Annotated in this window: 19 protein-coding genes and 1 tRNA gene; 6 read left to right on the forward strand and 14 right to left on the reverse strand. The window is 75.2% G+C overall.

Annotated features, from left to right (window positions below):
• Positions 1 to 214 precede the first annotated feature (214 nt).
• Positions 215 to 835 carry an ANTAR domain-containing response regulator gene (locus ACIBPB_RS08665; protein WP_396838967.1) on the reverse strand — a complete coding sequence of 207 codons (621 nt, stop codon included), beginning with the start codon at positions 833 to 835 and terminating at the stop codon, positions 215 to 217.
• 104 nt (positions 836 to 939) lie between these two features.
• On the opposite strand from ACIBPB_RS08665, the gene ACIBPB_RS08670 reads away from it, so the two are divergent.
• Both ACIBPB_RS08670 and ACIBPB_RS08675 read left to right on the forward strand, forming a co-directional pair.
• Positions 940 to 1,013, forward strand: a tRNA-Leu gene (locus ACIBPB_RS08670).
• A 218-nt stretch (positions 1,014 to 1,231) separates the two neighbouring features.
• Positions 1,232 to 1,798: a transcriptional regulator gene (locus ACIBPB_RS08675; protein WP_396838968.1), complete on the forward strand. Its 567-nt coding sequence runs from the start codon at positions 1,232 to 1,234 to the stop codon at positions 1,796 to 1,798.
• A 34-nt stretch (positions 1,799 to 1,832) separates the two neighbouring features.
• Here ACIBPB_RS08675 and ACIBPB_RS08680 read toward each other — a convergent pair whose 3' ends face one another.
• The gene (locus tag ACIBPB_RS08680) at positions 1,833 to 2,990 is read right to left on the reverse strand and encodes a trans-sulfuration enzyme family protein (protein ID WP_396838969.1); all 1,158 of its coding nucleotides are present in this window, start codon (positions 2,988 to 2,990) and stop codon (positions 1,833 to 1,835) included.
• A 102-nt stretch (positions 2,991 to 3,092) separates the two neighbouring features.
• Here ACIBPB_RS08680 and ACIBPB_RS08685 point away from each other — a divergent pair, with 102 nt between their 5' ends.
• Together ACIBPB_RS08685 and ACIBPB_RS08690 are read left to right on the forward strand one after the other, a co-directional pair.
• Positions 3,093 to 3,575 carry an Lrp/AsnC family transcriptional regulator gene (locus tag ACIBPB_RS08685; protein WP_046569320.1) on the forward strand — a complete coding sequence of 161 codons (483 nt, stop codon included), beginning with the start codon at positions 3,093 to 3,095 and terminating at the stop codon, positions 3,573 to 3,575.
• Between the two features lie 46 nt (positions 3,576 to 3,621).
• Positions 3,622 to 4,632: an LLM class flavin-dependent oxidoreductase gene (locus tag ACIBPB_RS08690; protein WP_396838970.1), complete on the forward strand. Its 1,011-nt coding sequence runs from the start codon at positions 3,622 to 3,624 to the stop codon at positions 4,630 to 4,632.
• A gap of 253 nt (positions 4,633 to 4,885) precedes the next feature.
• Here the strand turns inward: ACIBPB_RS08690 and ACIBPB_RS08695 are convergent, their stop codons facing one another.
• On the reverse strand, positions 4,886 to 7,171 hold the full coding sequence (locus tag ACIBPB_RS08695) for a cellulose binding domain-containing protein (RefSeq protein ID WP_396838971.1): 2,286 nt from the start codon (positions 7,169 to 7,171) through the stop codon (positions 4,886 to 4,888).
• A gap of 436 nt (positions 7,172 to 7,607) precedes the next feature.
• Between ACIBPB_RS08695 and ACIBPB_RS08700 the strand changes: the two genes are divergently transcribed.
• The gene (locus ACIBPB_RS08700) at positions 7,608 to 8,012 is read left to right on the forward strand and encodes a hypothetical protein (RefSeq protein WP_396838972.1); all 405 of its coding nucleotides are present in this window, start codon (positions 7,608 to 7,610) and stop codon (positions 8,010 to 8,012) included.
• A 16-nt stretch (positions 8,013 to 8,028) separates the two neighbouring features.
• Here the strand turns inward: ACIBPB_RS08700 and ACIBPB_RS08705 are convergent, their stop codons facing one another.
• From ACIBPB_RS08705 to ACIBPB_RS08755, 11 genes are all read right to left on the reverse strand, one after another.
• On the reverse strand, positions 8,029 to 9,063 hold the full coding sequence (locus ACIBPB_RS08705; RefSeq protein WP_396838973.1) for a sulfite exporter TauE/SafE family protein: 1,035 nt from the start codon (positions 9,061 to 9,063) through the stop codon (positions 8,029 to 8,031).
• 101 nt (positions 9,064 to 9,164) lie between these two features.
• The gene (locus ACIBPB_RS08710; RefSeq protein ID WP_357326924.1) at positions 9,165 to 9,635 is read right to left on the reverse strand and encodes an Rrf2 family transcriptional regulator; all 471 of its coding nucleotides are present in this window, start codon (positions 9,633 to 9,635) and stop codon (positions 9,165 to 9,167) included.
• A gap of 81 nt (positions 9,636 to 9,716) precedes the next feature.
• On the reverse strand, positions 9,717 to 10,586 hold the full coding sequence (locus ACIBPB_RS08715) for an acyl-CoA thioesterase (RefSeq protein ID WP_396839477.1): 870 nt from the start codon (positions 10,584 to 10,586) through the stop codon (positions 9,717 to 9,719).
• A 70-nt stretch (positions 10,587 to 10,656) separates the two neighbouring features.
• Entirely contained in the window at positions 10,657 to 12,105 is a 1,449-nt protein-coding gene (gene pyk / locus ACIBPB_RS08720) for a pyruvate kinase (RefSeq protein WP_357326918.1), read from the reverse strand.
• A gap of 417 nt (positions 12,106 to 12,522) precedes the next feature.
• Complete coding sequence (locus tag ACIBPB_RS08725; RefSeq protein WP_046569310.1) at positions 12,523 to 12,888, reverse strand: YciI family protein; 366 nt, start codon at positions 12,886 to 12,888, stop codon at positions 12,523 to 12,525.
• Positions 12,889 to 13,123: 235 nt separating this feature from the next.
• Positions 13,124 to 13,963 (reverse strand): lipase family alpha/beta hydrolase, encoded by an 840-nt coding sequence (locus tag ACIBPB_RS08730; RefSeq protein ID WP_396838974.1) that lies wholly within the window; start codon positions 13,961 to 13,963, stop codon positions 13,124 to 13,126.
• A 221-nt stretch (positions 13,964 to 14,184) separates the two neighbouring features.
• Positions 14,185 to 14,580, reverse strand: a complete 396-nt coding sequence (locus tag ACIBPB_RS08735) for a hypothetical protein (RefSeq protein ID WP_357326911.1) — start codon at positions 14,578 to 14,580, stop codon at positions 14,185 to 14,187.
• Positions 14,581 to 14,597: 17 nt separating this feature from the next.
• The gene (locus ACIBPB_RS08740; RefSeq protein WP_396838975.1) at positions 14,598 to 16,811 is read right to left on the reverse strand and encodes a M48 family metalloprotease; all 2,214 of its coding nucleotides are present in this window, start codon (positions 16,809 to 16,811) and stop codon (positions 14,598 to 14,600) included.
• Between the two features lie 271 nt (positions 16,812 to 17,082).
• Complete coding sequence (locus tag ACIBPB_RS08745) at positions 17,083 to 17,346, reverse strand: DUF6244 family protein (RefSeq protein ID WP_046569305.1); 264 nt, start codon at positions 17,344 to 17,346, stop codon at positions 17,083 to 17,085.
• Between the two features lie 78 nt (positions 17,347 to 17,424).
• Positions 17,425 to 18,228 carry a hypothetical protein gene (locus ACIBPB_RS08750; RefSeq protein ID WP_396838977.1) on the reverse strand — a complete coding sequence of 268 codons (804 nt, stop codon included), beginning with the start codon at positions 18,226 to 18,228 and terminating at the stop codon, positions 17,425 to 17,427.
• Positions 18,225 to 20,933: an FtsK/SpoIIIE domain-containing protein gene (locus tag ACIBPB_RS08755; protein WP_396838978.1), complete on the reverse strand. Its 2,709-nt coding sequence runs from the start codon at positions 20,931 to 20,933 to the stop codon at positions 18,225 to 18,227. Before ACIBPB_RS08755 ends, ACIBPB_RS08750 begins: the two co-directional genes overlap by 4 nt.
• Positions 20,934 to 21,126: 193 nt before the next feature.
• On the opposite strand from ACIBPB_RS08755, the gene ACIBPB_RS08760 reads away from it, so the two are divergent.
• The gene (locus tag ACIBPB_RS08760) at positions 21,127 to 22,539 is read left to right on the forward strand and encodes an alkaline phosphatase PhoX (protein ID WP_396838979.1); all 1,413 of its coding nucleotides are present in this window, start codon (positions 21,127 to 21,129) and stop codon (positions 22,537 to 22,539) included.
• The last annotated feature ends 230 nt before the right edge of the window (positions 22,540 to 22,769 follow it).

Below are 22,769 nucleotides of genomic sequence, written 5' to 3' on the forward strand. Positions count from 1 at the left end.
GTCCGCCGCCGCCGCGGGCGCCCCGCCCGCGCGGCCGCGGACCCGCCCATCCCGCGATCATGGATTTGTGGCACCGGATAAAGCCGTCAAAGGCGCAAGCTGGGCACCACAAGTCCATGATCGACGCCGGCGGGGGTGGGGGGCGGCGGGGGTGGGCCGGGCCGCCTCGCGGGCGCCACTACGCAACCCGGCCCGCCGCGCGGGCCGGGGGGGGTTAGGAGGCGGGGTGGGTGAGTTCGCCGCCGGCGGTTTCCGCGAGGATCCGCTCGGCGACCTCCTTCATGGTCATCCGGTGGTCCATCGCGGTGCGCTGGATCCACTTGAACGCCTGCGGCTCGGTCATCCCGTACGTGGTCATCAGCGCGCCCTTGGCCCGCTCGACGGTCTTGCGGATCTCCAGCCGGTCGGTCAGGCCGGCCACCTCCGACTCCAGCGCGGCGATCTCGGAGTAGCGCGACAGCGCGATCTCCACGGCCGGCACCAGGTCGCTCTTCTGGAACGGCTTGACCAGGTACGCCATCGCACCGGCCGCCCGCGCCCGCTCCACCAGGTCGCGCTGGCTGAACGCGGTCAGGATGATCACCGGGGCGATGCGCGCGCCGGCGATCCGCTCGGCGGCGGCCAGCCCGTCCATGATCGGCATCTTGATGTCGAGGATGACCAGATCCGGCTTGAGCTCCTCGGCGAGCTTGACGGCGGTCTCACCGTCACCGGCCTCGCCGACCACCTCGTAGCCCTCTTCGACCAGCATCTCGGCCAGGTCCAGCCGGATGAGCGCCTCGTCCTCGGCGATCAGAACGCGCTTGCGCTCGGCGTCCGCCTGCATCTCGCCCACGAGCCACTCCCACCGGTTCGAACTCGACACCCGCCGTGCCGGGTGTCGCCGCCCCTAGCGTAGTAGGTAACCTATGGCACGACGCGAGAGCGTCGCGCGAGCCTGTCCCCGTATTCCAACCGGTAGAGAAGCGGAGCTCAAACCTCCGACAGTGTGGGTTCGAATCCCACCGGGGACACCGGGAATGTCGTACGGGCGTTCGAAGATGTCCTCGTGCACCCACCCGAGATACGCGCCCGAGCACGTCAGGCCTTTCTGTCCGGGGCCACGGTCGCGGAGGCGGCCCGCGCTGTCGGCCTCAACTACCGCACCGTGTGGCACTGGTGCAAAGACCGCCCGACCCCTGCGGTTCTAGGCACCGCACTGCGGTGTTTCCGCTGCCGTGAGGGTGTCCGCGTGCCGACAGATCCGGCCGCCTACGCCTATCTCCTCGGCCTCTATCTGGGCGACGGGCATCTCGTGACCAACGCGCGGGTGCCGGTGCTCCGGATCTCTTGCAGCGACAGTTGGCCGGGACTGATCGAGGCATGCGACGAGGCCATGCGCAGGGTCCTGGCGGAAAAGGTCCAGCGCGTCCAGCATCCAGGCTGCGTCGCCGTGCAGAGCTACGGCAAGCACTGGCCGTGCCTGTTCCCGCAGCACGGGCCGGGCAAGAAGCACCAGCGTCCGATCGTCCTGGCGGACTGGCAGCGCACCCTCGTCGAGGCGCACCCGGGCGACTTCCTGCGCGGTCTCTTCCACTCCGACGGGTGCCGCTTCGCCAACCAGGTCGTCGTCCGAGGGAAGAAGTACGTCTATCCCCGTTACATGTTCCACAACGAGTCGACCGACATCATGGGTCTCTGCCAGTGGGCGCTCGACCTGCTCGGTATCGCCTGGCGGATGAACCGCCGCAACTCGCTGTCCGTGGCCCGCCGGGCGGCGGTCGCCGCGCTGGACCGGCACGTCGGCCCGAAGTCCTGACCGGACCCGCACCCACCGGCCGGCAGGCCGCGCGTCAGATCCGCGACAGCGCCCGCGCCAGATCCGCCCGCAGGTCCTCCGGGTCCTCCAGCCCGACGGAGATCCGCAGCAGTCCGCCGCCGGGCTTCGCGTCGCCCTCGACCGGCCGGTGGGTGAGCGAGGCCGGGTGCTGGATCAGCGTGTCCACGCCGCCGAGCGACACCGCGTGGGTGATCAGCTCGCAGGCGCCGGCGACCTCGGCCGCGGCGGGCGCGCCGCCGCGTACCTCGAAGGCGAGCAGGCTGCCGGTGCCGGCCAGCTGGCGGCCGACCAGGCCGGCCGGGTCGTGCAGCGACGGGTGGTGGACCCGCTCGACGGCCGGGTGGCCGGCGAGCCAGCCGGCGAGCTTCTCGGCGCCGGCCTGCTGGGCGCGGACCCGCAGCGGCAGGGTCTGCAGGCCGCGGTGCAGCAGGTAGGCGCCGAGCGGGTGCAGGATGGCGCCGGTGACCGCGCGGACCTGGCGCAGCCGGGTGGCCCAGCTGGGGTCGCAGGCGACGACGCCGGCGAGGACGTCGCCGTGTCCGCCGATGCTCTTGGTGGCGCTGTGCAGGATGAGTGCGGCGCCGTGCCGGGCGGGCTGCTGGAGCACCGGGGTGGCGACGGTGTTGTCGACCAGCAGCGGGACGTCGCCGGCGGCGGTGGCCAGGGCGGCGATGTCGACCAGGTCGAGGGTGGGGTTGGCCGGGGTCTCGACCACGACCAGCGCGGTGTCCGGTCGGATCGCGGCGGCCACCTCGCCGGGTCGGGCCCAGCTGACCTCGGTGCCGAGCAGGCCGGTGGCGAGGACGTGGTCGGTGCCGCCGTAGAGGGGGCGGACGGCGACGACGTGCCGCTTCCCGTCGCGGGTGGCGGCGAGCAGGGTGGCGGTGAGGGCGGCCATGCCGCTGGCGAAGGCGACGGCCTCGGCGGTGCCCTCGAGTTCGGCGAGGGCGGTCTCGAAGCGGGCCACGGTGGGGTTCCAGAGCCGCTGGTAGACGGCGCTGGCGTCGGCCGGGAGGAGGCCACCGGTGGCGAGCGCCTCGTACGCGTCGCCGCCGCCCTCGACCGAGGGCAGCGGGTTGGTGGTGGAGAGGTCGATCGGCGGCACGTGGACGCCGAGGCCGGCGAGATCCTCGCGCCCGGCGTGCACGGCTCTGGTGTCCACGGCGGTCATGGCCGGAAGCGTCGAACATCAGCAGCGCCGAGAGCAAGAGCGGCGAAGAAGATTCTGCGAAATGCTCTTCCGATGCGGCGAAGTTCGACGGATGATCCTCGCATGCCCCTCGCACCGAATGATGTACGGCCGCCGTTCGCGGCCCTGGACGACGTGGACCGCGCGATCCTGACCGAGTTGGCGGCGGACGGCCGGCTGCCGAACAACGCCCTGGCCGAGCGGGTCGGGGTGGCCCCGTCGACGTGCCTGACCCGGACCCGGGCGCTGCGCGAGTGCGGGGCGATCCGCGGGTTCCACGCGGAGGTCGACCCGGCCGCGGTGGGCCTGCCGTTGCAGGCGCTGGTGTCGGTGCGGCTGACCGCGCACGAACGGGCGGCGGTGGACGCGTTCCGGGCCCGCTCGGTACGCCTGCCGGGCGTGGTGTCGGTGTTCCACGTGGCCGGCGCGGAGGACTACGTGCTGCACGTGCGGGCGGCCTCGGGGGACGCGCTGCGGGACTTCGTGCTGGACCACCTGGCGGTGGATCCCGCCGTGCAGCACACCCAGACGAGTTTGATCTTCGAGCAGGCGCGCGGCATGGGTTAGGCCACCGGCCGGAACAAATCCGGCGGCCCGGGCGTTGACCCGAGCCGTGATCGACGTACCCCTGTCTGTTCTTGATCTTGCCCCGGTGGCCGCGAGCGGCAGCGCCGGCGAGGCCCTGCGGCACACCACCGAGCTGGCCCGCCGCACCGAGGAGCTGGGCTACCGCCGGTTCTGGGTGGCCGAGCACCACAACATGCCGGCGATCGCCAGCTCCGCCCCGGCGGTGCTGCTCGCCCACCTCGCGGCGCACACCTCGACGATCCGGCTCGGTTCCGGCGGGGTGATGCTGCCCAACCACGCGCCGCTGGTGGTGGCGGAGCAGTTCGGCACCCTGGAGGCGCTGCATCCGGGCCGGATCGACCTGGGCATCGGTCGGGCGCCCGGCACCGACCAGGTGACCGCGCTGGCGCTGCGCCGCACCATGGAGGGCCTGTCCGCCGAGCACTTCCCGCGCGAGCTGGCCGACCTGATGAACTACTTCAGCGGCGCGGAGCCCGGCCCGATCACCGCCACTCCCGGAAAGGGGCAGTCACCGCAGGTCTGGCTGCTCGGCTCCAGCGGGTTCAGCGCGCAGCTCGCCGGCCTGCTCGGGCTGCCGTTCTCGTTCGCGCACCACTTCAGCGCGCAGAACACCATCCCCGCGCTGCAGCTCTACCGGCAGCACTTCCGGCCGTCGCAGTGGCTCGATCGGCCGTACGCCATGGTGGCCGTCAACGCGGTCTGCGCGGACACCGACGAGCGGGCCGAGTGGCTGGCCGGGCCGGCCGGGCTGTCGTTCCTGAAGCTGCGCTCGGGGCGCCCGGAGCCGCTCGTCTCGCCCGAGGAGGCGGCGGCCTACCCGTACTCGGAGTTCGAGCGGGAGTTCGTCGCGCAGCGGCGGGAGGGGCAGGCGACCGGCTCGCCGGAGACGGTGGCCCGGCAGCTCGGGGCACTGCTGGAGCGCACCGGCGCGGACGAGTTGATGCTCACCACGATGGTGTACGACGTCGCCGACCGGGTCCGCTCGTTCGAGCTGATCGCCGAGCAGGTCGCCGGTGGCCTGCGCCAGGGCCGCTGAAACACGCTCTTCATAGCCACGTCACCCCAGCGTCGCGGAGCCGGCCTAACGTGGTGTCCGGTGGTGGTACGGCATTCCCGGTCGGGACGGGTCGGGAATGCCGCGGTGTGGTGCACCGGGCCGCCGGTCGCGGATTCCGCGGCTGGCGGCCCGGTGCCTGCCGTTGTGGCCCGGCGCCGCCGAGGTGGGCCGGGCCGTCAGGCCGGTTGCGGCCCGGCGCCGTCAATCCGGGCCGGGCCGTCGAGCCGGACGCTCAGCGCAGGTAGATGTTCGGCGCGGGCGGGGTGGCCATGCCGTCGCCGAGGTGGAACCCGGGGTGCGGCGGCTGGTTGTAGGCGGTGTTCTGCCAGGCGATGGCGACCCGGTACTGCGGGTCGTGCATGAGGGTGGGCAGCCGTACGCCGGTCGGGGTGGGCGTGCTGTAGATGCGGAGCGCGCTGCTGTCGCTGGTGCGCCAGATGACCTCCTCGCGCCAGTCGCCGAGGATGTCGCCGGAGAGCGCCGGGGTGGACTTGGTGCCGTTGTTGGACGCCACCCCGCTGCCGGTGAGCAGCCGGGTCTCGCCGCCGGTGCCGTACTTGTCGATCTTGGTGGCGTCGAGCAGTTCGCGGACCGGGTCGCCGTCCCACCAGACCAGGAAGTTGGCCGAGGAGGGCTTGCGGGCGACGTTCTGACCCCGGGTGTTGAGCAGGCCGTCGACGGCGGAGGACCAGGACTCGGCCCCCGGGCTGCCGGCCCAGACGTCGTCGGAGACGCCCCGGCCGTTGTCGCCGTTCGGCGCGGTCTGCCAGAGGATCTGGCCGGTACGCGCGTCGGCCATCCACGAGCTGGGCTTGCTGCCGTCCTCGTCGACCTTGAAGACCTCCAGCCCGGCGCGGGCCGGGTCGAGGTCGCCGACGTGCATGGCGTCGCCGTGGCCGTTGCCGGTCGACCAGAGGATCCGGCCGGTGTCGTCGATGGTGACCGCCCCGTACACGATCTCCTGCCGGCCGTCGTTGTCGACGTCGGCGACGGACAGGTTGTGGTTGCCCTGGCCGGCGGCGGCGCCGTTGCCGCTGGCGTTGGAGTCGAACGTCCACCGCTTGCGCAGCGTGCCGTCGCGGAAGTCCCAGGCGGCGATGACCGCGCGGGTGTAGTAGCCGCGCGCCATGATCAGCGAGGGGCGCTGCCCGTCCAGGTACGCGGTGGCGGCCAGGAACCGGTCGACCCGGTTGCCGTACGAGTCGCCCCAGGACGAGACGGTGCCGCGCGGCGGGTCGTAGTCGACGGTGGAGAGGGCCGCGCCGGTGCGGCCGTCGAACATGGTCAGGTACTCCGGGCCGGCGAGCACGTAGCCGCTGGAGTTGCGGTAGTCGGCGGAGGAGGAGCCGATCACCTGGCCGGTGCCGGAGCGGGTGCCGTCGGCGGTCTTCATGGCCACCTCGGCGTCGCCGTCGCCGTCGTAGTCGTACACCTGGAACTGGGTGTAGTGGGCGCCGGCGCGGATGTTGCGGCCGAGGTCGATCCGCCACAGCCGGGCGCCGGTGAGGGTGTACGCGTCGACGTAGACGTTGCCGGTGTAGCCGGACTGGGAGTTGTCCTTGGCGTTGGACGGGTCCCACTTGAGCACGATCTCGTAGCGCCCGTCGCCGTCGAGGTCGCCGACGCTGGCGTCGTTCGCCGAGTAGCTGTAACCCTCCCCGGCCGGTGTGGTGCCCCCGGGCGGGGCCTGGATCGGCACGTCCAGGTAGCCGTTGGTGAACTGCAACGCCGGCGCGGACGCCGCCTGCTCGGCGCCGTCGACCACCGGCCGGACGGTGTACGCCGTGCCGGCGGCGGCGCCGCTGTCGAGGTAGCTGGTGGCGCCGGTGATCGGGCTGCTGTTGACCTTCGTGGCGCCGCGGTAGAGGTTGAACGACACCCCGGCGGTCTCCGTGCCGAGCAGCCGCCAGGAGACCAGGTTGCCGCTGCCGGAGCGGACGCTGATCAGCCCCCGGTCGAGCTTCTCCATCTGCTTGGCGCCCGCCGGCGGGGTGGTCGGCGGCGGCGTGGTGGGTGGCGGGGTGGTCGGTGGCGGGGTGGTGGGTGGCGGGGTGGTCGGCGGGGCGGAGGTGGGCGGCGCGCTGGTCGGTGTGGTCCCGCCGGTGCAGGTGGTGCCGTTGAGCGCGAAGCTCGCCGGGGCCGGGTTGCTGGCGTCGTTCCAGGAGGCGTTGAAGCCGAAGTTCGCGGTGCCGCCGGTGCCGATCGTGGCGTTGTAGCCGGCGTCGCGGGCCGAGACCTGGCCGCCGGACTGGCTGACGGTGGCGTTCCAGGCCTGGCCGATCTGCTGGCCGGCGGTGAAGGACCAGGTGAGCGTCCAGCCGTTCACCGGGTCGCCGAGGTTGGTGATGGTGACGTCGGCGCCGAAGCCGCCGCCCCACTGGTTGGTGACCCGGTAGTCGACCCGGCAACCGGCGGCGGCGGCCGAGGCGGCCACCGTGGTGAGAGCGCCGGTGACGAGGGCGGTCGCCGCGGCCGCGGCGAGCAGCGCGGTCCGGCGACGGGGTGTGATGGGGTGCACGGGGATGCCTTTCGCGGAGATCGAGCCCGCGACGCAGCGCGCCGGCCTGCCCGGGCCGGCGGGAGCGGTGCGTCGCGCTGACGGGACGCCACTGATCGACGTCGGTGATTCGACTCCGCGCGGGGACAGCCTAGGACAACGCTTTCCGGCCGCACAACCGGCCCGGCCCGGTCCCCGCGACCGAGCGGGGCCCGGATGCGGCGCATGATCGCCGGCGGATCAGGGTAGAAGGACATCACTACGTACGGGGCCGCCGGGGCGACGTCGCCCCCCGACCGGCCGGGACGCGAACGCCGCGCCGCCGCCGGCGCGGACCCGCCAGCCGAGCCGGAGGGAGGCCGGTCATGCTGTTCCGGAATGGAGTCGATCGTCGACGGGCGGCCGGCCCTGAGCCCGGCGTCCGGGCCCGCGCCGCGGTTCGGGTCGGGTGATCGCCATGCCTGTGCTCCCGGCACCCCGCACCGCGCCCGCCGACCCGCCGCCGCTCCCCCGCGAGTACGTGCGCTACCTGCGCAACCGGCTGCTGGAGGCGGAGGCCGGCCTGACCGCGATGACCGACCGGTACGAGCGGACCAAGGCGAGGTTCGACCGCTGCTACGCGCGGCAGGGCATCACCCCGGACACCGACATCGTCAACTACCTCAACGCCAAGGCGATGAACCCGGAGCTGAGGTTCTGGTACGCCAAGGTGGAGCACTTCCAGCGCGAGCTCAGCGCCTACGGCGCCGCGCTGACCGGGCTGGAGGCGGCGCACCGGATGCTCGCCCCGGACGGCCGCCCGACGCCGGTGGAGCCGCAGCGGGTCCGCACCGCCCGGCGCGGCCTGAACCGCGCCGGCTGACCGCGCACCGCGCCGGTCAGCCCTCGACGGCGGCGGCCAGTGACCGCGACCCGACGCCCCCCGCCGCCGGATCGTCGACGGCCGGCTCGCGCGCGGCGCTCACTGCGGCCGGGCCGGCGCCGGTCGAGTCGGCGGGAGCCGGCGCGGCGTCCGGATCCGCGGACGCGGGCGCGGCGGCGACGACGGCTCGGGCCCGGCGGGTCCGGCGCAGTGCCCGGACCGCCAGCGCCAGCGCGGTCAGCCAGCCGGCGCCGAGCACCGCGTAGACCAGCGCCGGCACGGGACCGCCCAGCTCGCCGGCGCGCAGCAGGGTCCGGGCGTTGGTCAGCACGATCACCCCGCCGATGGTGGCGCCGAGCAGCTGGGCGGGGACGATGCGGACCAGCCAGGCGGCGATCGGGGCGGCGATCAGGCCGCCGATCAGCAGCGCCGCCACGGTGGGCAGCAGGAAGCCCTCGGCGCCGAGACCGATGAGGAACCCGGCGCTGGCCGCACCGGCGACCACGAACTCCGCGGTGTCCACCGAGCCGATCACCGTGCGCGGGGCCAGCCGGCCGGAGACCAGCAACGCCGGGGTGGCGACCGGACCCCAGCCCCCGCCGCCGGTGGCGTCGACGAAGCCGGCGACCAGCCCGAGCGGGGCGAGGAAGCGGCCCCGCAGCCGGCCGGCGGCCCGGTGCGGCCGTAGCGGCCGGGCGAAGCGGATCAGCAGGTAGCCGCCGAGCGTGCACAGGACGGCGGCCATCCAGGGCGCGGCGGCCTCGGTCGAGACGGAGCTGAGCACGGTGGCGCCGGCGAACGCGCCGGCCGCTCCGGGCAGCGCGATCCGGGCGACCACCCGCCAGTCGACGTTGCCGAACCGCCAGTGCGCGATTCCGGCCGCGAGGGTGGTGCCGATCTCGGCCAGGTGCACCGAGGCGGACGCGGCTGCCGGCGCGACCCCGGCGAAGAGCAGCAGCGTCGAGGAGGTCAGCCCGTACGCCATGCCGAGCGCGCCGTCGACCAGCTGCGCGGCGAGCCCGACCAGGGCGAGGATCAGCAGCTTACGCACCGGTGTCCCCCGAACTTTTCGGTATCTCCTATCGACTTGGTCGACAATGCGGCACGGGGGCGCTCCGGTCAAGTACCCGATCGGTGGGTGGGACGGGCCGGTCAGCTCCAGGCGGCCGGGTCGGCGGCCAGCTCGGTCACCCGGGCCGGCAGCGTGCCGGCGGCCACGTCAGCGAGGGTGACCAGCTCCAGGATCTCCCGCTCGCTGGCCCGCAGCGCGATCCACACGTCCTGCAGCGAACGGGCCGCGCCGTGATAGCCGAGCTGCTCCGGGCGCTGGCCGCGGATGTGCGCGAGCGGGCCGTCGATCACCCGGATCACCTCGGCCAGGGAGATCTCCGCCGCCGGCCGGGCCAGCCAGTAGCCGCCCTCGGGGCCGCGCTGCGCGTGCACGATCCCGCCGCGGCGCAGCTGCAACAGGATGCTCTCGAGGAACTTCGGGGGGATGTCCTGGGCGCGGGCGATCTGCTCGGCCGTCACGGGTCGGCGTCGTCCGGTCGCCGCCCCCTCGGCCGTCGAGGCCAGCTCGGCAGCCGCGCGGAGGGCGTAGTCGACCCGAGCGGAGAGACGCATGCCGGACAGGTTAGTCGGCTGATCGTCCGGCCGGTGCCGCGGCCCTCGACCGAACGGCCACGGCCCGACCGGGCCGGCCGGTCAGGCGCCCACCCGGCGCAGCAGCCCTTCCTGCACGGCGCTGGCGATGTGCCGGCCGTCGGTGGTGAACATCCGGCCGGTGGCCAGGCCACGCGCGCCGGAGGCGGACGGGCTCCAGCAGTCGTAGAGGAACCACTCGTCGGCGCGGAAGGGCCGGTGGAACCAGAGCGCGTGGTCCAGGCTCGCGCCGACCACCCCGCCGGGGCCCCAGACCTCGCCGTGCACCGACAGCACCGAGTCGAGCAGGGTGAGGTCGGAGGCGTACGCCAGGGCGCAGGCGTGCAGCAGCGGATCGTCGGGCAGCTTGCCGTCGAGGCGCATCCAGACCCGCTGGTGCGGCTCGGCGGGCCGGTCGCCGGGACGTACCCAGCCGGGCTCGCCGACGTAGCGCACGTCGATCGGGCGCGGGATCTGGCCCCAGATGCCGAGCCGCTCCGGATAGCGGGCCAGCCGGTCGGCCATGGTGGGGACCTCGTCCGGGGCCGGCACGTCCGGCGGCACCGGCGCGTGGTGGTCCAGCCCTTCCTCCTGCCGCTGGAACGAGGCCGACATGAAGAAGATCGGCTTGTCGTGCTGGAGGGCGACCGAGCGGCGCACCGAGAAGGAGCGGCCGTCCCGGACGTTCTCCACCTGGTACTCGATCGGCTCGGCGGGGTCGCCGGGGCGGACGAAGTAGCCGTGCAGGGAGTGCACGAAGCGCTCCGGCTCGACGGTCCGCCCGGCGGCGACCAGGGCCTGGCCGGCGACCTGACCGCCGTACACCCGCTGCGGACCGACCGGGGGGCTCATCCCCCGGAAGGTCATCTCACCGGTGTTCGCGAGGTCCAGCACCTCCAGCAGCTGGTCGACCGCGGCCTGGCCGGTCGCCACCCGGCGTTCGCTCACCGCGCCACCCCGGGTCGCGGGCGCGCGACCCGCCCGGCCGGCCGGCCGCCCGCGCTCACTGCAGCGCCCGCGCGGAGGCGGCGTCGACCAGCGAGCCGAGCTGGTGCACGCGCAGCGTGTTGGTGGAGCCGGGAGTGCCGGGCGGGCTGCCCGCCACGATCACCACGTAGTCACCGGGGTTGGCCCGGTTGAGCCCGAGCAGCGCCTGGTCGACCTGGCGGAACATGTCGTCGGTGTGCTCGACGAACGGCATCAGGAACGTCTCGACGCCCCAGGAGAGAGCGAGCTGGCTACGCACCTCGGGCACCGGGGTGAAGGCCAGCAGCGGCAGGTCGCAGTGCAGCCGGGCGAGCCGCTTGACGGTGTCACCGGTCTGCGAGAAGGCGACCATGGCCTTCGCGCCGATGGCCCGGGCGATCGAGGAGGCGGCGACGGTGAGCGCGCCGCCGTGCGTACGCGGGTCGTGCTGCAGCCGGGGCACGCCGATCGAACCGGACTCGGTGGTCTGGATGATCTTCGCCATGGTGCTGACGGTGAGCACCGGGTACTTGCCGACGCTGGTCTCGCCGGAGAGCATCAGGGCGTCGGCGCCGTCGAGCACCGCGTTGGCCACGTCGGAGGCCTCGGCGCGGGTCGGCCGCGAGTTCTCGATCATCGAGTCGAGCATCTGGGTGGCCACGATGACCGGCTTGGCGTTCTCCCGGCACAGCTGCACGGCGCGCTTCTGCACCAGCGGCACCTGGTCCAGCGGCAGCTCGACGCCGAGGTCGCCGCGGGCGACCATGACCCCGTCGAAGGCGAGCACGATCGCCTCCAGGTGGTCGACCGCCTCGGGCTTCTCGACCTTGGCCAGCACCGGGCGCTGCACGCCCTCCTCGGCCATGATCGAGTGCACCAGCTTGATGTCTTCGGCCGAGCGGACGAAGGACAGGGCGATCAGGTCCACTCCCAGGCCGAGGGCGAAGCGCAGGTCCTCGGCGTCCTTGTCCGACATCGCCGGGACGCTGACCGCCACGTTCGGCAGCGAGACGCCCTTGTTGTTGGAGACCGGGCCGCCCTCGGTGACCAGGACCCGGATGTCGTTGCCGGTGACGTCGCTGACCTCGACGGCCACCCGGCCGTCGTCGATCAGCAGCCGGTCACCCGGCTTCACCTCCTGCGGCAGCTTCCGGTAGGTGCAGGAGACCCGCTCCTTGCTGCCCAGGATGTCGTCGCCGGTGATCACCACGGAGTCGCCGGTACGCCACTCGTGCGGGCCGTCGGCGAACCGGCCGAGACGGATCTTGGGGCCCTGCAGGTCGGCGAGCACCGCCACCGGCTGCCCGGCGGCGTCGGCCGCCTCGCGCACCAGCCGGTACACCGCCTCGTGGTCGGCGTGACTGCCGTGGCTGAAGTTGAGCCTCGCTACGTTCATGCCCGCCTCGACCAGGCCCCGGATGCGCTCCGGGGACGAGGTGGCGGGACCGAGGGTGCAGACGATCTTCGCGCGGCGTGTCACGCCCATCAGGCTAGTCTCTCCTCCGGATCGACCCGGCGGCCGACCCCTTTCGGACTGCGGAACAGTTGTCCGACGACGCGCGAATCGCGCGCGGTGGGCGGTGAACAACCGCACCGGAACGTCGAGTGGGTGGCGGGCATCGGCGACCGCGCGGCGGAAATCGTACCGCCCGCCGTCAGGTCCCCGGCCGGGTGCTCCCGCTGATCGCCCCGCGGCCGGGAGGCTGGGTCCGGGCTGGCGGCGCGGACGGGCCGGCCGGCTGTCGAGCCAGCTGGTCGGGCGGGCCGGGCCGAGCCGGCGGGTTGAGCCGAGCCCAGCGGGCCGAGCGGGTCGGGCGGGCCGGGCCGAGCCGGCGGGTTGAGCCGAGCCCAGCGAGCCGAGCCGGCCGGGCGAGCGGGCCGTGGGCGGGCCGGCGCCCGGCGCTCAGCGTTGCTTCGCCGCCAGCGGGAACTCCAGCGAGCCGGCCGGGCAGAGGAAGGTCAGCACGTCCACCCGGTAGAGCCCGGCCTGCACGGCCGGGTCGGCCTCCATCACGCTGCGGACGTCGTCCACCGAGCCGGTGCGGGCCAGGCCGAAGCCGATCGGCGGGTCCGGCTCGCGGGCCGGCCCGTCGACTGAGCCGTCGACCAGGATGAAGCCGCGCCGTTGCAGCGCCTGCATGTGGTGCAGGTGCTCGGCCTGCAGCCGCTGCACGGTCTCCTCGGGCAGCGCCCGCCCGGACGGCCCCGGATAGAGCACGATGCACTCGTAGGTGTCGAGCGCGAAGTCGACCTGCGGCGTCGCGGCCATGGCGCACCTCCTTCACGTCCGTCCCGCCTCCGGCACAGCGTCGCACGGCACGCGCCGCCCCCGGGGTCGCTCGGCCCAACTGCCCCGCCGCCGGCCCGACCGGCCGGACCGCCGACCCGCCGGCACGCCGGACCGCCGGCACGCCGGACCGCCGGCACGCCGGACCGCCGACCCGCCGGACCGCCGGCGCGCGGACCGGCGGGCGTACGCGGGCCGCCCGCCGGTCCGGGATCGATCAGAGGGCGAAGCAGTTGGGGCGGATCGCGGCGCCGGCGAGCGCCTGCCGGACGATCGAGTACGTGGTGCCGTCGAGGACCAGGCCGAGGTGGCCGACGACCCGCAGCGGGCACCAGCCCTGCACCAGCACGTTGGTCGCGCCGTCGACGAGGGTGGCGTTGTTGATCGGCACCACCAGTTCGTCCTGCCAGGTCCGCACGGTGGTCCAGCGGACCGCGCCCGGGGTGTCGTCACCGGCGTTCAGCTCGGCCAGGAACGACGACCCGGCGCTCATCTGCTGGCAGGCGACGATGCCGACGCAGCTGCCCAGGCCGAGGAAGTTGATGATGTTGGCGACGTAGGTGCCCCGCTGCGGGCTGCCCAGGCTGATGTAGCGGTCGACCTTGTCGGCGCCGCCGAGGAACCTGATGTACCAGCGGCTGACCAGGCCGCCCTCCGAGTGGGTCACCAGGTCCACCTTGGCCGCCCCGGTGGCGGCCCGGACCTGGTCCAGGTAGGACGACAGGGCGCGGGCGGACTCGCGGATGTCGCCGAAGCCGAGGTTCGGCAACTGGTAGATCGACACCCGGTAGCCGTCGGCGCGCAGCCGGGCGGCGATCGGCTCGTACGCGATGGAGACCCCGATCAGGCCGCCGACCACGACAACCGGATTGGCGCCGGCCGCGGCGACCGGATTGGCGCCGGCCGCGGCGAGCGGCAGGTCGGCGGGATCGGCCGCGGCGGCGGCGGTCGTGGCGGCGGCGGTGCGCTGGGGTGCCGCGGCGGCCTGGGCGGCGGCGGCCGGGACCAGCAGGGCGGTGACGGCGGTGGTGGCGGCGAGGATCGTTCGGAGCAGCATGGCTGCACCTCCGGTGGGAGGCACCCGGGTTGGCCGGGAGGGGACGGGTGGGATCCGATCGATCGTGGGAACGATGATGCGTGTCCGATTTCACACACGTCAATGAAAAGTTACGCGCTGGTAACCCGTTGTCGCACGGGAGGCACAAACCGGCGAATCGGCACGGCGCCCGGCGTGCCCCAGCACCGCGGCACCGCGGGCCCGCCGGTCCCGGCGGGTGGTCAGGCGGGCGGGTCGTCCCCGTCCTGGCCGGCCCGGGGCAGCGCGCGGGTCGCCTGCTCCAGCAGCTTCCCGGCATCGGTGCGGCCGTTGACCTGCAGCTCCACCTCGGCGTCGCCCACCCGCAGGCGCACGCTGACCTCGGTGCGCTGCTGGTCGACCCAGGACTGGAGCAGGTTGAACAGCCCCGGCAGCAGGCCCTGGGCCACCACCGCGATGATCACCGCATCGCTGAACCCGGGGCGGCCGCCCCGGCCCGCCCCCGCGTCCCGTACCGCCGCGCGGAACTCCGGGCGGCGGTGCAGCCAGGCCAGCAGCGGCACCGTCGGCGGGCGGCCGGCGCGGGGCGCCAGCAGCAGGCGGACCGGCTCTCCGGGGCGGGGCGACGATCCGGTCACCGGTCTCCTCTCCTCGGTCATCCGGCGTCCGGACGGAACGTCGGTTTTCCGTCCACCAGGGTCAGCACGCCCCGGACCCGGAAGGTCACCGTCTCGGCGAAGGGGCGGTTGCTGGTGAAGTAGTCCTCCTCCACCCCGGTCGCCCGGGCCGAGCCCTGCCCGCCGTCCACCGTGGATACCACGGCCACCGGCGCACCGCTCTCGTCGGAGAGCTCGATCTGGAGCTCCGGCACCTTCTCGATCTTCCAGGCGATCCGCTTCACGGTGCTGCCGCTGTAGTACGTGAAGGGGCAGCCGGTCGGGTTGGCCACCCGCTGCGCGGCGCAGCCGTCCAGCCAGGTCCGCACGCCCTCCTCGGCGGCCGCCTGCGCGCCCGGCGCGAGGGTCGGCCGCAGCAGGTCCGCGCCGGCCACCTGCTCCGTACCGGGCAGCGCCAGGACGACCTGCGGCGGGATCTCGGTCAGCGGGTTACGCGGGCCGGCGACCGAGTAGCTCCCGGGCAGCAGCGCCACTCCGCCGTCCTCCGGGCCGCCGGCCGCCGGCACCCCGCCGACGGTCAGCCCGGCCGGTCCGCCCGGCACCGAGAGCCGGGCCGGTGCGGCGGCGACCCGCCAGCGGTGGAACAGCCCGAGGGTGGCCCGGTCGTCGCGGCGCAGCGGCAGTTCCGCGGTCGCCCGCGTGCCGGCCAGGACATAGGAGACCGTGGCGGTCGCCTCGTCGCCGTCGCGCTCGACCGCGGTCACCCGGACGTCGGTCGGTGGCTGGTAGTCCTTCGCCCCGACCATCCGGGCCAGCTGCTCCTCGTCGCCGACCCCCGCGCGGGCGTCCTCGGTCAGCAACCCCAGGGCGTCCCGGGCATCGCGGTCGCCGAGCGCGTCGAAGTAGCCGTCGACCGCCGCTTCCGGCCGGTAGAACATCCACTGGGCGGCCGTGAGCGCGCCACCGCCGAGGCAGCTCACCACCACCAGCGCCGCCGCCACCAGCCAGGCCCGCCGCGGTCCCGGCGACGCCGGCGCCCCGAACAGCTCGCGGCGTCGGGCCGCGGCGTCGTCGGCCGCCGCCTCGCCGGCCGCGTCCGGGCCGGTGAGCTGCTCCAGCCGGTCCAGGCGCAGCTCTGCCGGGGGGTGGGTGGCACAGACCGCCTCGTCCCAGCCGCTGCGTCCGGTCTCGAAGGAGCGGCGCCGCTCCAGCAGGGCCCGCATGCCGGTGGCGTGGCCGGCGAGCACGGCGCCCTCGTCGGCGCGGTACTCGGCCGCCCGGACGTCGCGCCGGTGGGCGGGCAGCACCAGGAACCGCATGGTCACCAGGACCGGCCAGAAGACCAGGAAGACCACGAAGTCGGTGGCCGGGTGCGGGAACCGCCGCATCAACCAACTGGGGATCGCGTGCACCAGCACCAGCGGCAGCCCGACTCCCCGGATGAACGCGCCGGTCACCTCGTCTCCGGTCCGCCAGTGCACCAGTTCGTGGCTGAGCAGCGCCGCGATGTTCTCGTCCGGTTCGTCGAGCAGGGCGGTGCTCACCACCACGTGCCGGGCGTACGCCCGGGCGTTGGTCAGCACCGGGTCGTCCTCGATCAGCAGGCGGGGCACGTTGGGCAGGTCGAGCCGGCGGGCGCAGTCCGCGAGGAGGGGCCGCAGCCGGTCGGCCTCCCGCCGGCTGAGCCGGCGGGCGCCGGAAACGGCCAGGAACCGCGGCTCGAGGACCACCCGGGCCAGGGTGTAGAGGAGGCCGACCAGCGCGGCGGCCAGCACCACCCCGGCCAGCCCGGTCAGCAGGTTGGCCGGCTCGTCGAACGCGCCGCGCCAGGGCAGCACCAGCACGGCCAGGAAACCGACCAGGAAGCCCAGCAGGAAGCAGAGGAAACCGCCGGTCAGCCCGCCCGAGCGGGTGAGGAAGGCGTCGAGCAGCGGACCGACCAGCGGCGCGTCGCGCAGCACGGCCGGCACCTGGTCGCCGGCCTGACCGCCGCCGACGAAGAGCCCCGCCAGGCCGCCCGCGATGCCGAGCCAGACGGCGGCGAGCAGGGCCAGCGGCACGTAGAACCAGGTGGCCACGAACGCGCCGAGCACCCCGCGCCAGTCCCGCAGCATGCCGGCGCGCAGCCAGACCAGCGCGTTGGGATAGCCGAGCGGACGGTCGGCGAACCGCCTCTCCCACCCGGGGGTCTCCGGTTCGCCGGCGTCCGGCACATCCGGCGGCCGGTTCTGCGGCGCGTCCTCTGTGGACACTGCGGCTCCTCTCGTACCGCTGGCGCGGTGCGGCGGGCGTGGTGCGGGAAGGGTGGATCCGACAGACGGCGGGCCGCCCCGTCGGGAGGATGCGATCGCGACAGCGGCGCCGAACAGCGAACGGCGGTTTCGACGACGCAGCACATTACCGTCCGCGAATGTGTGCCGCCACCACGTTCCCCTCCGGGTGGCGCGTCGCGGCAGGTCCGACCGGACGGGTGTCGGATTGTTGTCAGCCGGTCACCGGGCGCGTCGCCGGCGCCCGGCGACGTCAGCTGCCCAGCGCGCGCACCCGGGCGATGGTCTCCTGGAGATGCTGGCGGGCCGGCTCGCCGCCCTGCGCGGCCTGCGCGAGCGCCTGCCGGTAGGCGTCGATGACGCCGATCAGCGGCCCGGCCGCCACCCCTTCCAGGGCCCCGGCGACCAGCGCCCGCGCCTCGGCGGCGTCCTGCGCCGCCGCGGCGGCCTTGGCCTTCGCCTCGTCCAGCTTCTGGGCGGCCGCCGCCAGCCGGGTGATGATCTGCGCCGCGCTCACGGGCCCTCCCCTGCTCGCCTGCCCCGCAGCCTACGCGAGCCGGCCGGCGGCCCCTCGACCCGAGCGGACCGGCACGGGTCAGCCCAACACGCGGAAGGCCACCAGGTAGAGGCAGAACAGGCCGGAGGAGAGCAGGGCACAGAGGACGAAACCGAGCGGCACGTACCGCGCCGGCGGGGAGTCACCGCCGAGCACCGGCCGGCCCCACCGGGCCAGCACGAGCTGTCCGACCAGGAAGGACAGCAGCGGCACCCCGGCGCACGCGCCGGCGGCCACCAGGTCCAGCCCGCTCACCGGCAGCGGCGAGCCGACCAGGGTGGCGAGCATCAGCACCGAGCCGGTCAGCGCGCAGGCGACGTACACCCCGACGGCCCGGCCGAGCGGCGACCAGGTGGGCAGCAGCACGGGCCGGTGCGCCAGGGCCTCGGCCTGCTGGCCGTACCGGTCGGCCTCGTCGGCGAGCTGCCGGGCCGCCGCCAGCTCCGTCGCCGCGTCACCCGCCCGGGGCCCGGGCACCGACCCCTGGGGGTACGCCCCGACCCCCGGCCGCCCCGGCGCGGCGGCTGCGCCGCCGGTCGCCCCCGCCCCGGTCGCGGGCGGTTCGGCGGGGAGCCCGGGCGCGCCGGCCGGCCCCGCGGGCGGGGCGGCCACCGGGGCGGGCCGGTCCACCGGCTCCGGCGCGCCGGCCGGCGGCGGAGCCGCCCCGATGGCCCGGCCGAGCTGGTCGAGGCGCTGGCCCTGGGCGGCGAGCCGGTGGCCGAGCTGGTCGAGGCCGGCCCGCAGGGTGCGCCGCTGCTCCGCCTCGGCGGCGATCGCCTGTTCCCCGCCGCGCTGCCGGGCTGCCAGCTCCCGGGCCAGGGCCGCGTACTCCGGGTAGCTCACCGCTCGTCCCCGTCCCCGTCCCCGGTGAACGGCACGATCAGGGCGGTGCGCTGGTCGTGCCGGTCGACCAGCAGCGCCCGCCCGTCCCGGTGCGCGTACGCGAGATCGTGCACGCCGAGGTGGAGTCCGAGGTCGGCGCCGGGCACGTTCAGCGCGACCAGGCAGGCCACGTCGTCGCGGTGCTGGCTGCCGCCCAGGTCCTCGCCGAGCCGGCGCAGCCCGCGCCACCAGCCGAGCAGGTGCACGCCGTGCGCCGGCCCGTCGCGCAGCACGGCCCGCAGGTCGTCGTGCCCGGTCCGGAAGGTCGCCGGGTCACCGGCGGTCAGCACACCCGCGGCGGCGTCCACTCCGAACACCACCAGGTAGGTCCGGATCCCGGCCGGCGCGCCCGGGTCACCACCGGCCGCCGCGCCCTTGTCCCCGGCCGTCGCGCCCGGGGGGCCAGCCGTCGCGCCCGGGTCGCCGGCCGCCGCTGCCGAGGGGCCGGCCGCCGCGGCCGGGTCGCCGGCCGCCGCTCCCGGGGGGCCGGACAGCTCGGCGAGCTGGGCGCGGAGCGCCGCGGCGTCCAGCCGGCGGACCGGGTGACCGGCCGCGGCCAGGGTCATCGCCAGGTCGTCGGCGGTGTCGGCGGTGCCCGGCGCCAGCGGTGCGAACAGGAAGCGCGCCGTGTTCGGGGCGTGCTGGCGGGCCAGGCTGAGGGTGGCCGAGCGGAGCACCTGCGCGCCGGTCGCGGCGGTGCCCACCACGGCGAGGTGCCGGCCGGGGGTGGCGTCCAGCCGGAACCCGGCGGGGCTGCCGGCCACGTCCACGGTCCGGCCCACCAGGGCCAGCGGCGCCCCGGCGTCCGGGCGCAGCGCCGCCCAGGCAGGGTCGTCGGCGAGCCGCGGCGACTCGTACCCCCGGAAGACCGTGGGTGGCGCCGAGCCGGCCGGGCGGGCCTGGAACAGCTCGTGCCGCAGCGCGGCGAGGTCGGCCGCGGCGGCGTGCGCGTCGGGGAACCGGACCTGGGTGTTCGCGCCGGCCGCGCCACCGGCGGTGTTGACCACGGCGGTGCCGATCGGGAGCGCCCCGGCCGGGTCGCCCGTCCGGTCCAGCACGGCCGCCCCGCCGGGCAGCGCCACCCGCAGCGGGAACTGGCCGAAGATCGCCTCGGCGCGGCCGTAGAGCGCCTCGATGCCGGTGATGCTCTGGCTCGCCAGCACCAGGTGCAGGCCGTACGAGCGGCCCTTGCGGGCCACCTCCTCGAGCAGGTCGACGGCCTGCCGGGCGAGCGCGTCGTGGCCGGCGACGAGCACCTGGAACTCGTCGATCACGGTGACGATCCGGGGTGGCCGGTGCGCGGCGGGCAGGTCGGCGAGCTTGCTGACACCGAGCCGCTTCAGCAGGTCGGCCCGCCGGGTCAGCTCGTCGCCCAGCTCGCGCAGCACGGCCACGCCGTACTCGCGGTCGGACTCGATGCCGACCGCCCGGGCGTGCGGCAGCCAGGACGGGTCGTGCCCGGTCGGCACGAACTCGGCGAAGCTGACCCCCTCCTTGAAGTCGAGCAGGAACAGTTGCAGCTCGGTGGGGGCGTAGCGGGCGGCCAGCCCGTAGAGCACGTCGAGCAGCAGCACCGTCTTGCCCGCGCCGGTACGCCCGCCGACCAGCCAGTGCGGGGTGGCGTCGTCGAAGGCCACGACGACCGGTTCCCCGCCGGCCCCCGGTGCCGCCACCGCCGGGCCGGCGGGCCCGGGCAGCCGCACCGCCCGGCCGAGCACGGTACGCAGCCCCGGGCCGGACGACTCGGCCCAGCGCCGCGCCGGCAGCAGGTCGGCGAAGGTGACCGCCTCGGCCGCCCGGGTGGCCGCCGCGAGCCGGCGGGCCAGCGCCGTGACGGTGGCGTGCGACGGGTCGCCGTCGATCACCACCGGGGCGGCCAGGCCGGTGCCGTCCACACTGAACGGCGCGCCGGGCGGGTCGCCGACCCGCGCGTACCGCTCGCCCAGCCGCAGCTGGGTGGTGGCGCCCAGCGGCGGCGGCGCGTCGGCCGCTCCGGCGGCCGGGTACCCGGCGAGCAGCACGCAGACGGCGGCGGCCGGCCCGGCGTGGGTGAGCGCGGCGAGCCGGGCCAGCTCGCGCGGCGGCGGCACCGACGCGGCGACCACGAGCAGCAGTTCCTGGTCGTCCCGGACGGCCTGCTGGGCGGCGCGGGCGTGCCGCTCCGCCTCGTCGAGCAGGGCGGCCATCTCGGTGACGGTGGTGGCGGTGGGGGCGAGCGCACCGGCGTCCAGCAGCGGGCGCAGCGGCAGGAAGGCGGCGCCGAACGCGGCCGGGTCGATGCCGGCGACCCGGACCGTGCCGGGCGGCGTGGCGGCGAGCAGCCGGGTCACCACGGCCCGCAGCAGCTCGCCGACGCGCGGGTCGCGGGCGTCGGCGTCGACCGCCAGGTGGGTGCCGCCGCCCAGCGGGACCAGCACCGGGAAGCCACCGTCGAAGGTGGTCGCCTCGCCGACCCGTACCGGCACCGGGATGGCGGCGGGCCGGGCGGTGGCGGGCTCGGCGGCGGCCAGGTCGGCGCCGAGCCGGGCCAGCCGGGCCACCAGCTCGGGGCTGCCGGGCGCCACCGGCGCGGCGCCGGTGACCAGCCGTCGGGCGGCCTCCCAGCGGCGCACGGCCTGCCGGTGCAGGGCCAGCGCCTGCCCGTACGCCGTCGCGAGCCTGCCCACGCCTCCGCCCTCCGACGCCGTCGCGCTTGTCGATCGAGGGGAACCCTAACGGACGCCCGCCGGCCCGGCACAGTACGCGCCCGCACGCAGCGTTGGCCCACTGTTCACCCAACGGCGGCCGTTCCCGCCGACCGCCGTTCCCCCGGCCCGGCTTGCCTGCTCAACACAGGCAAGCGAACAGGAAGGCAAGGACGTGACCTCCTCCCCCATCTCCCGCCGCGCGGTGCTGCGCGGGGGTGCCGCCGGTGGCCTCGGCATCATGGTGGCCGGCAGCCTGGACGCGATCGCGGGGCCGGCTGCGGCGCGCGCCGCGGTCCGCCCGGCGGTCGGCTACGGCGACCTCGTACCGGACCCGGCCGGCCTGCTGGCCCTGCCGCCCGGCTTCTCGTACACCATCGTGGCCCAGGCGGGCGTGACCCTGCTCGAGTCCGGGCAGGCGACCCCGAGCGACGCCGACGGCACCGGCTGCTTCCGCGGCCCGCACGGCTCGGTGCTGGTGAACAACCACGAGATCGGCGGCAGCGAGCCGTACCCGGTGCCGGCGCTGGCCGGGCTGACCTACGACCCGGGTGCCCGGGGCGGCACCACCACCATCGAGGTGGACGGGCAGGGCCGGCGGCTGCGCGAGTACGTCAGCGTGGCCGGCACGCACAACAACTGCGCGGGCGGCATCACCCCGTGGGGCACCTGGCTGACCTGCGAGGAGACCGAGCAGCGGGCCGGCGGCAGCTACCTGAAGGACCACGGGTACGTCTTCGAGGTGGACCCGCACGACCGGTCCGCCAACCAGAACCCGGTGCCGCTGACGTTCCTCGGCCGCTACTCGCACGAGGCGGTGGCGGTCGACCCGTACACCCACGCGATCTATCTGACCGAGGACGCCGGCGGCCCGAACGGCCTCTACTTCCGGTGGACCCCGCCGGCCGGTTTCCGGGGCGGCAAGGGCGCGCTGCGCGCCCTGGCCGAGCGGCCCGACGGCGACACCGCGGGCAGCCTCCAGGCGATGCGCTGCCGGCGCGGCAGCCAGCACGTCGCGGACCTGTCCGAGGCCACCACCCCGGGCACCCGGTACCAGGTGGAGTGGGTGGACGTGCCCGACCGGGACGCGCGCACCGTCTCGGTACGCAAGCAGTTCACCGACGCGCAGGTGACCCGCAGCCGCAAGCTGGAGGGCGCCTGGTGGGCCGACGGCGGGGCCTACTTCGTGGCCAGCTTCGCCCGGCACGACGACGGCAGCGTCCACGAGCACGACGGCCAGGTCTGGTTCTACGACCCGCGCACCGAGACGGTGACGCTGAAGACCATCTTCGGGGTGAACGCCGACCCGGACGCCGACCACGGCAACTTCGACGGCCCGGACAACATCACCGTGTCGCCGTACGGCGGGGTGATCCTGGCCGAGGACGGCGAGGGCGTGTCGCACCTGGTCGGCGTGACCGAGCAGGGCAAGGCGTACCCGCTGGCCCGCAACGAACTCAACGACAGCGAGTTCACCGGCCCGACGTTCAGCGCGGACGGGAAGATCCTGTTCGCCAACATCCAGTCGCCGGGCTACGTGTTCGCGATCACCGGCCCGTGGGGCCGTCCCAGCAACGCGCACAGCTGATCAGACGGCGAGCGGCCGGCGGTTCCCGCACGGGGAGCCGCCGGCCGCCGCGCGACGCCCGCGGTCCCGCCCCCAGCCCTGCGTCTGGAGCACGAGGATGGCCTGGCGCTCGGCGAAACGCGGCGTGGGTGACCCGAGCGCCGGGACCGTCGGTTGGCTCAGGCCAGGGCCGAACCGCCGCCACGGATCTGCTGGTGGCAGCACTCGGCCCGGCGACTGAGCTGACCCGC

The organism is Micromonospora sp. NPDC049836, assembly GCF_044465125.1.
Lineage (GTDB): Bacteria > Actinomycetota > Actinomycetes > Mycobacteriales > Micromonosporaceae > Micromonospora.

Coding starts and splice junctions, on each gene's coding strand:
- ACIBPB_RS08710 (WP_357326924.1), bottom strand. CDS start 9,635: ATGCGTCTCTCCGCTCGGGTCGACTACGCCCTCCGCGCGGCTGCCGAG.
- ACIBPB_RS08700 (WP_396838972.1), top strand. CDS start 7,608: ATGCCTGTGCTCCCGGCACCCCGCACCGCGCCCGCCGACCCGCCGCCG.
- ACIBPB_RS08685 (WP_046569320.1), top strand. CDS start 3,093: ATGCCCCTCGCACCGAATGATGTACGGCCGCCGTTCGCGGCCCTGGAC.
- ACIBPB_RS08680 (WP_396838969.1), bottom strand. CDS start 2,990: ATGACCGCCGTGGACACCAGAGCCGTGCACGCCGGGCGCGAGGATCTC.
- ACIBPB_RS08730 (WP_396838974.1), bottom strand. CDS start 13,963: ATGCTGCTCCGAACGATCCTCGCCGCCACCACCGCCGTCACCGCCCTG.
- pyk (WP_357326918.1), bottom strand. CDS start 12,105: ATGGGCGTGACACGCCGCGCGAAGATCGTCTGCACCCTCGGTCCCGCC.
- ACIBPB_RS08725 (WP_046569310.1), bottom strand. CDS start 12,888: ATGGCCGCGACGCCGCAGGTCGACTTCGCGCTCGACACCTACGAGTGC.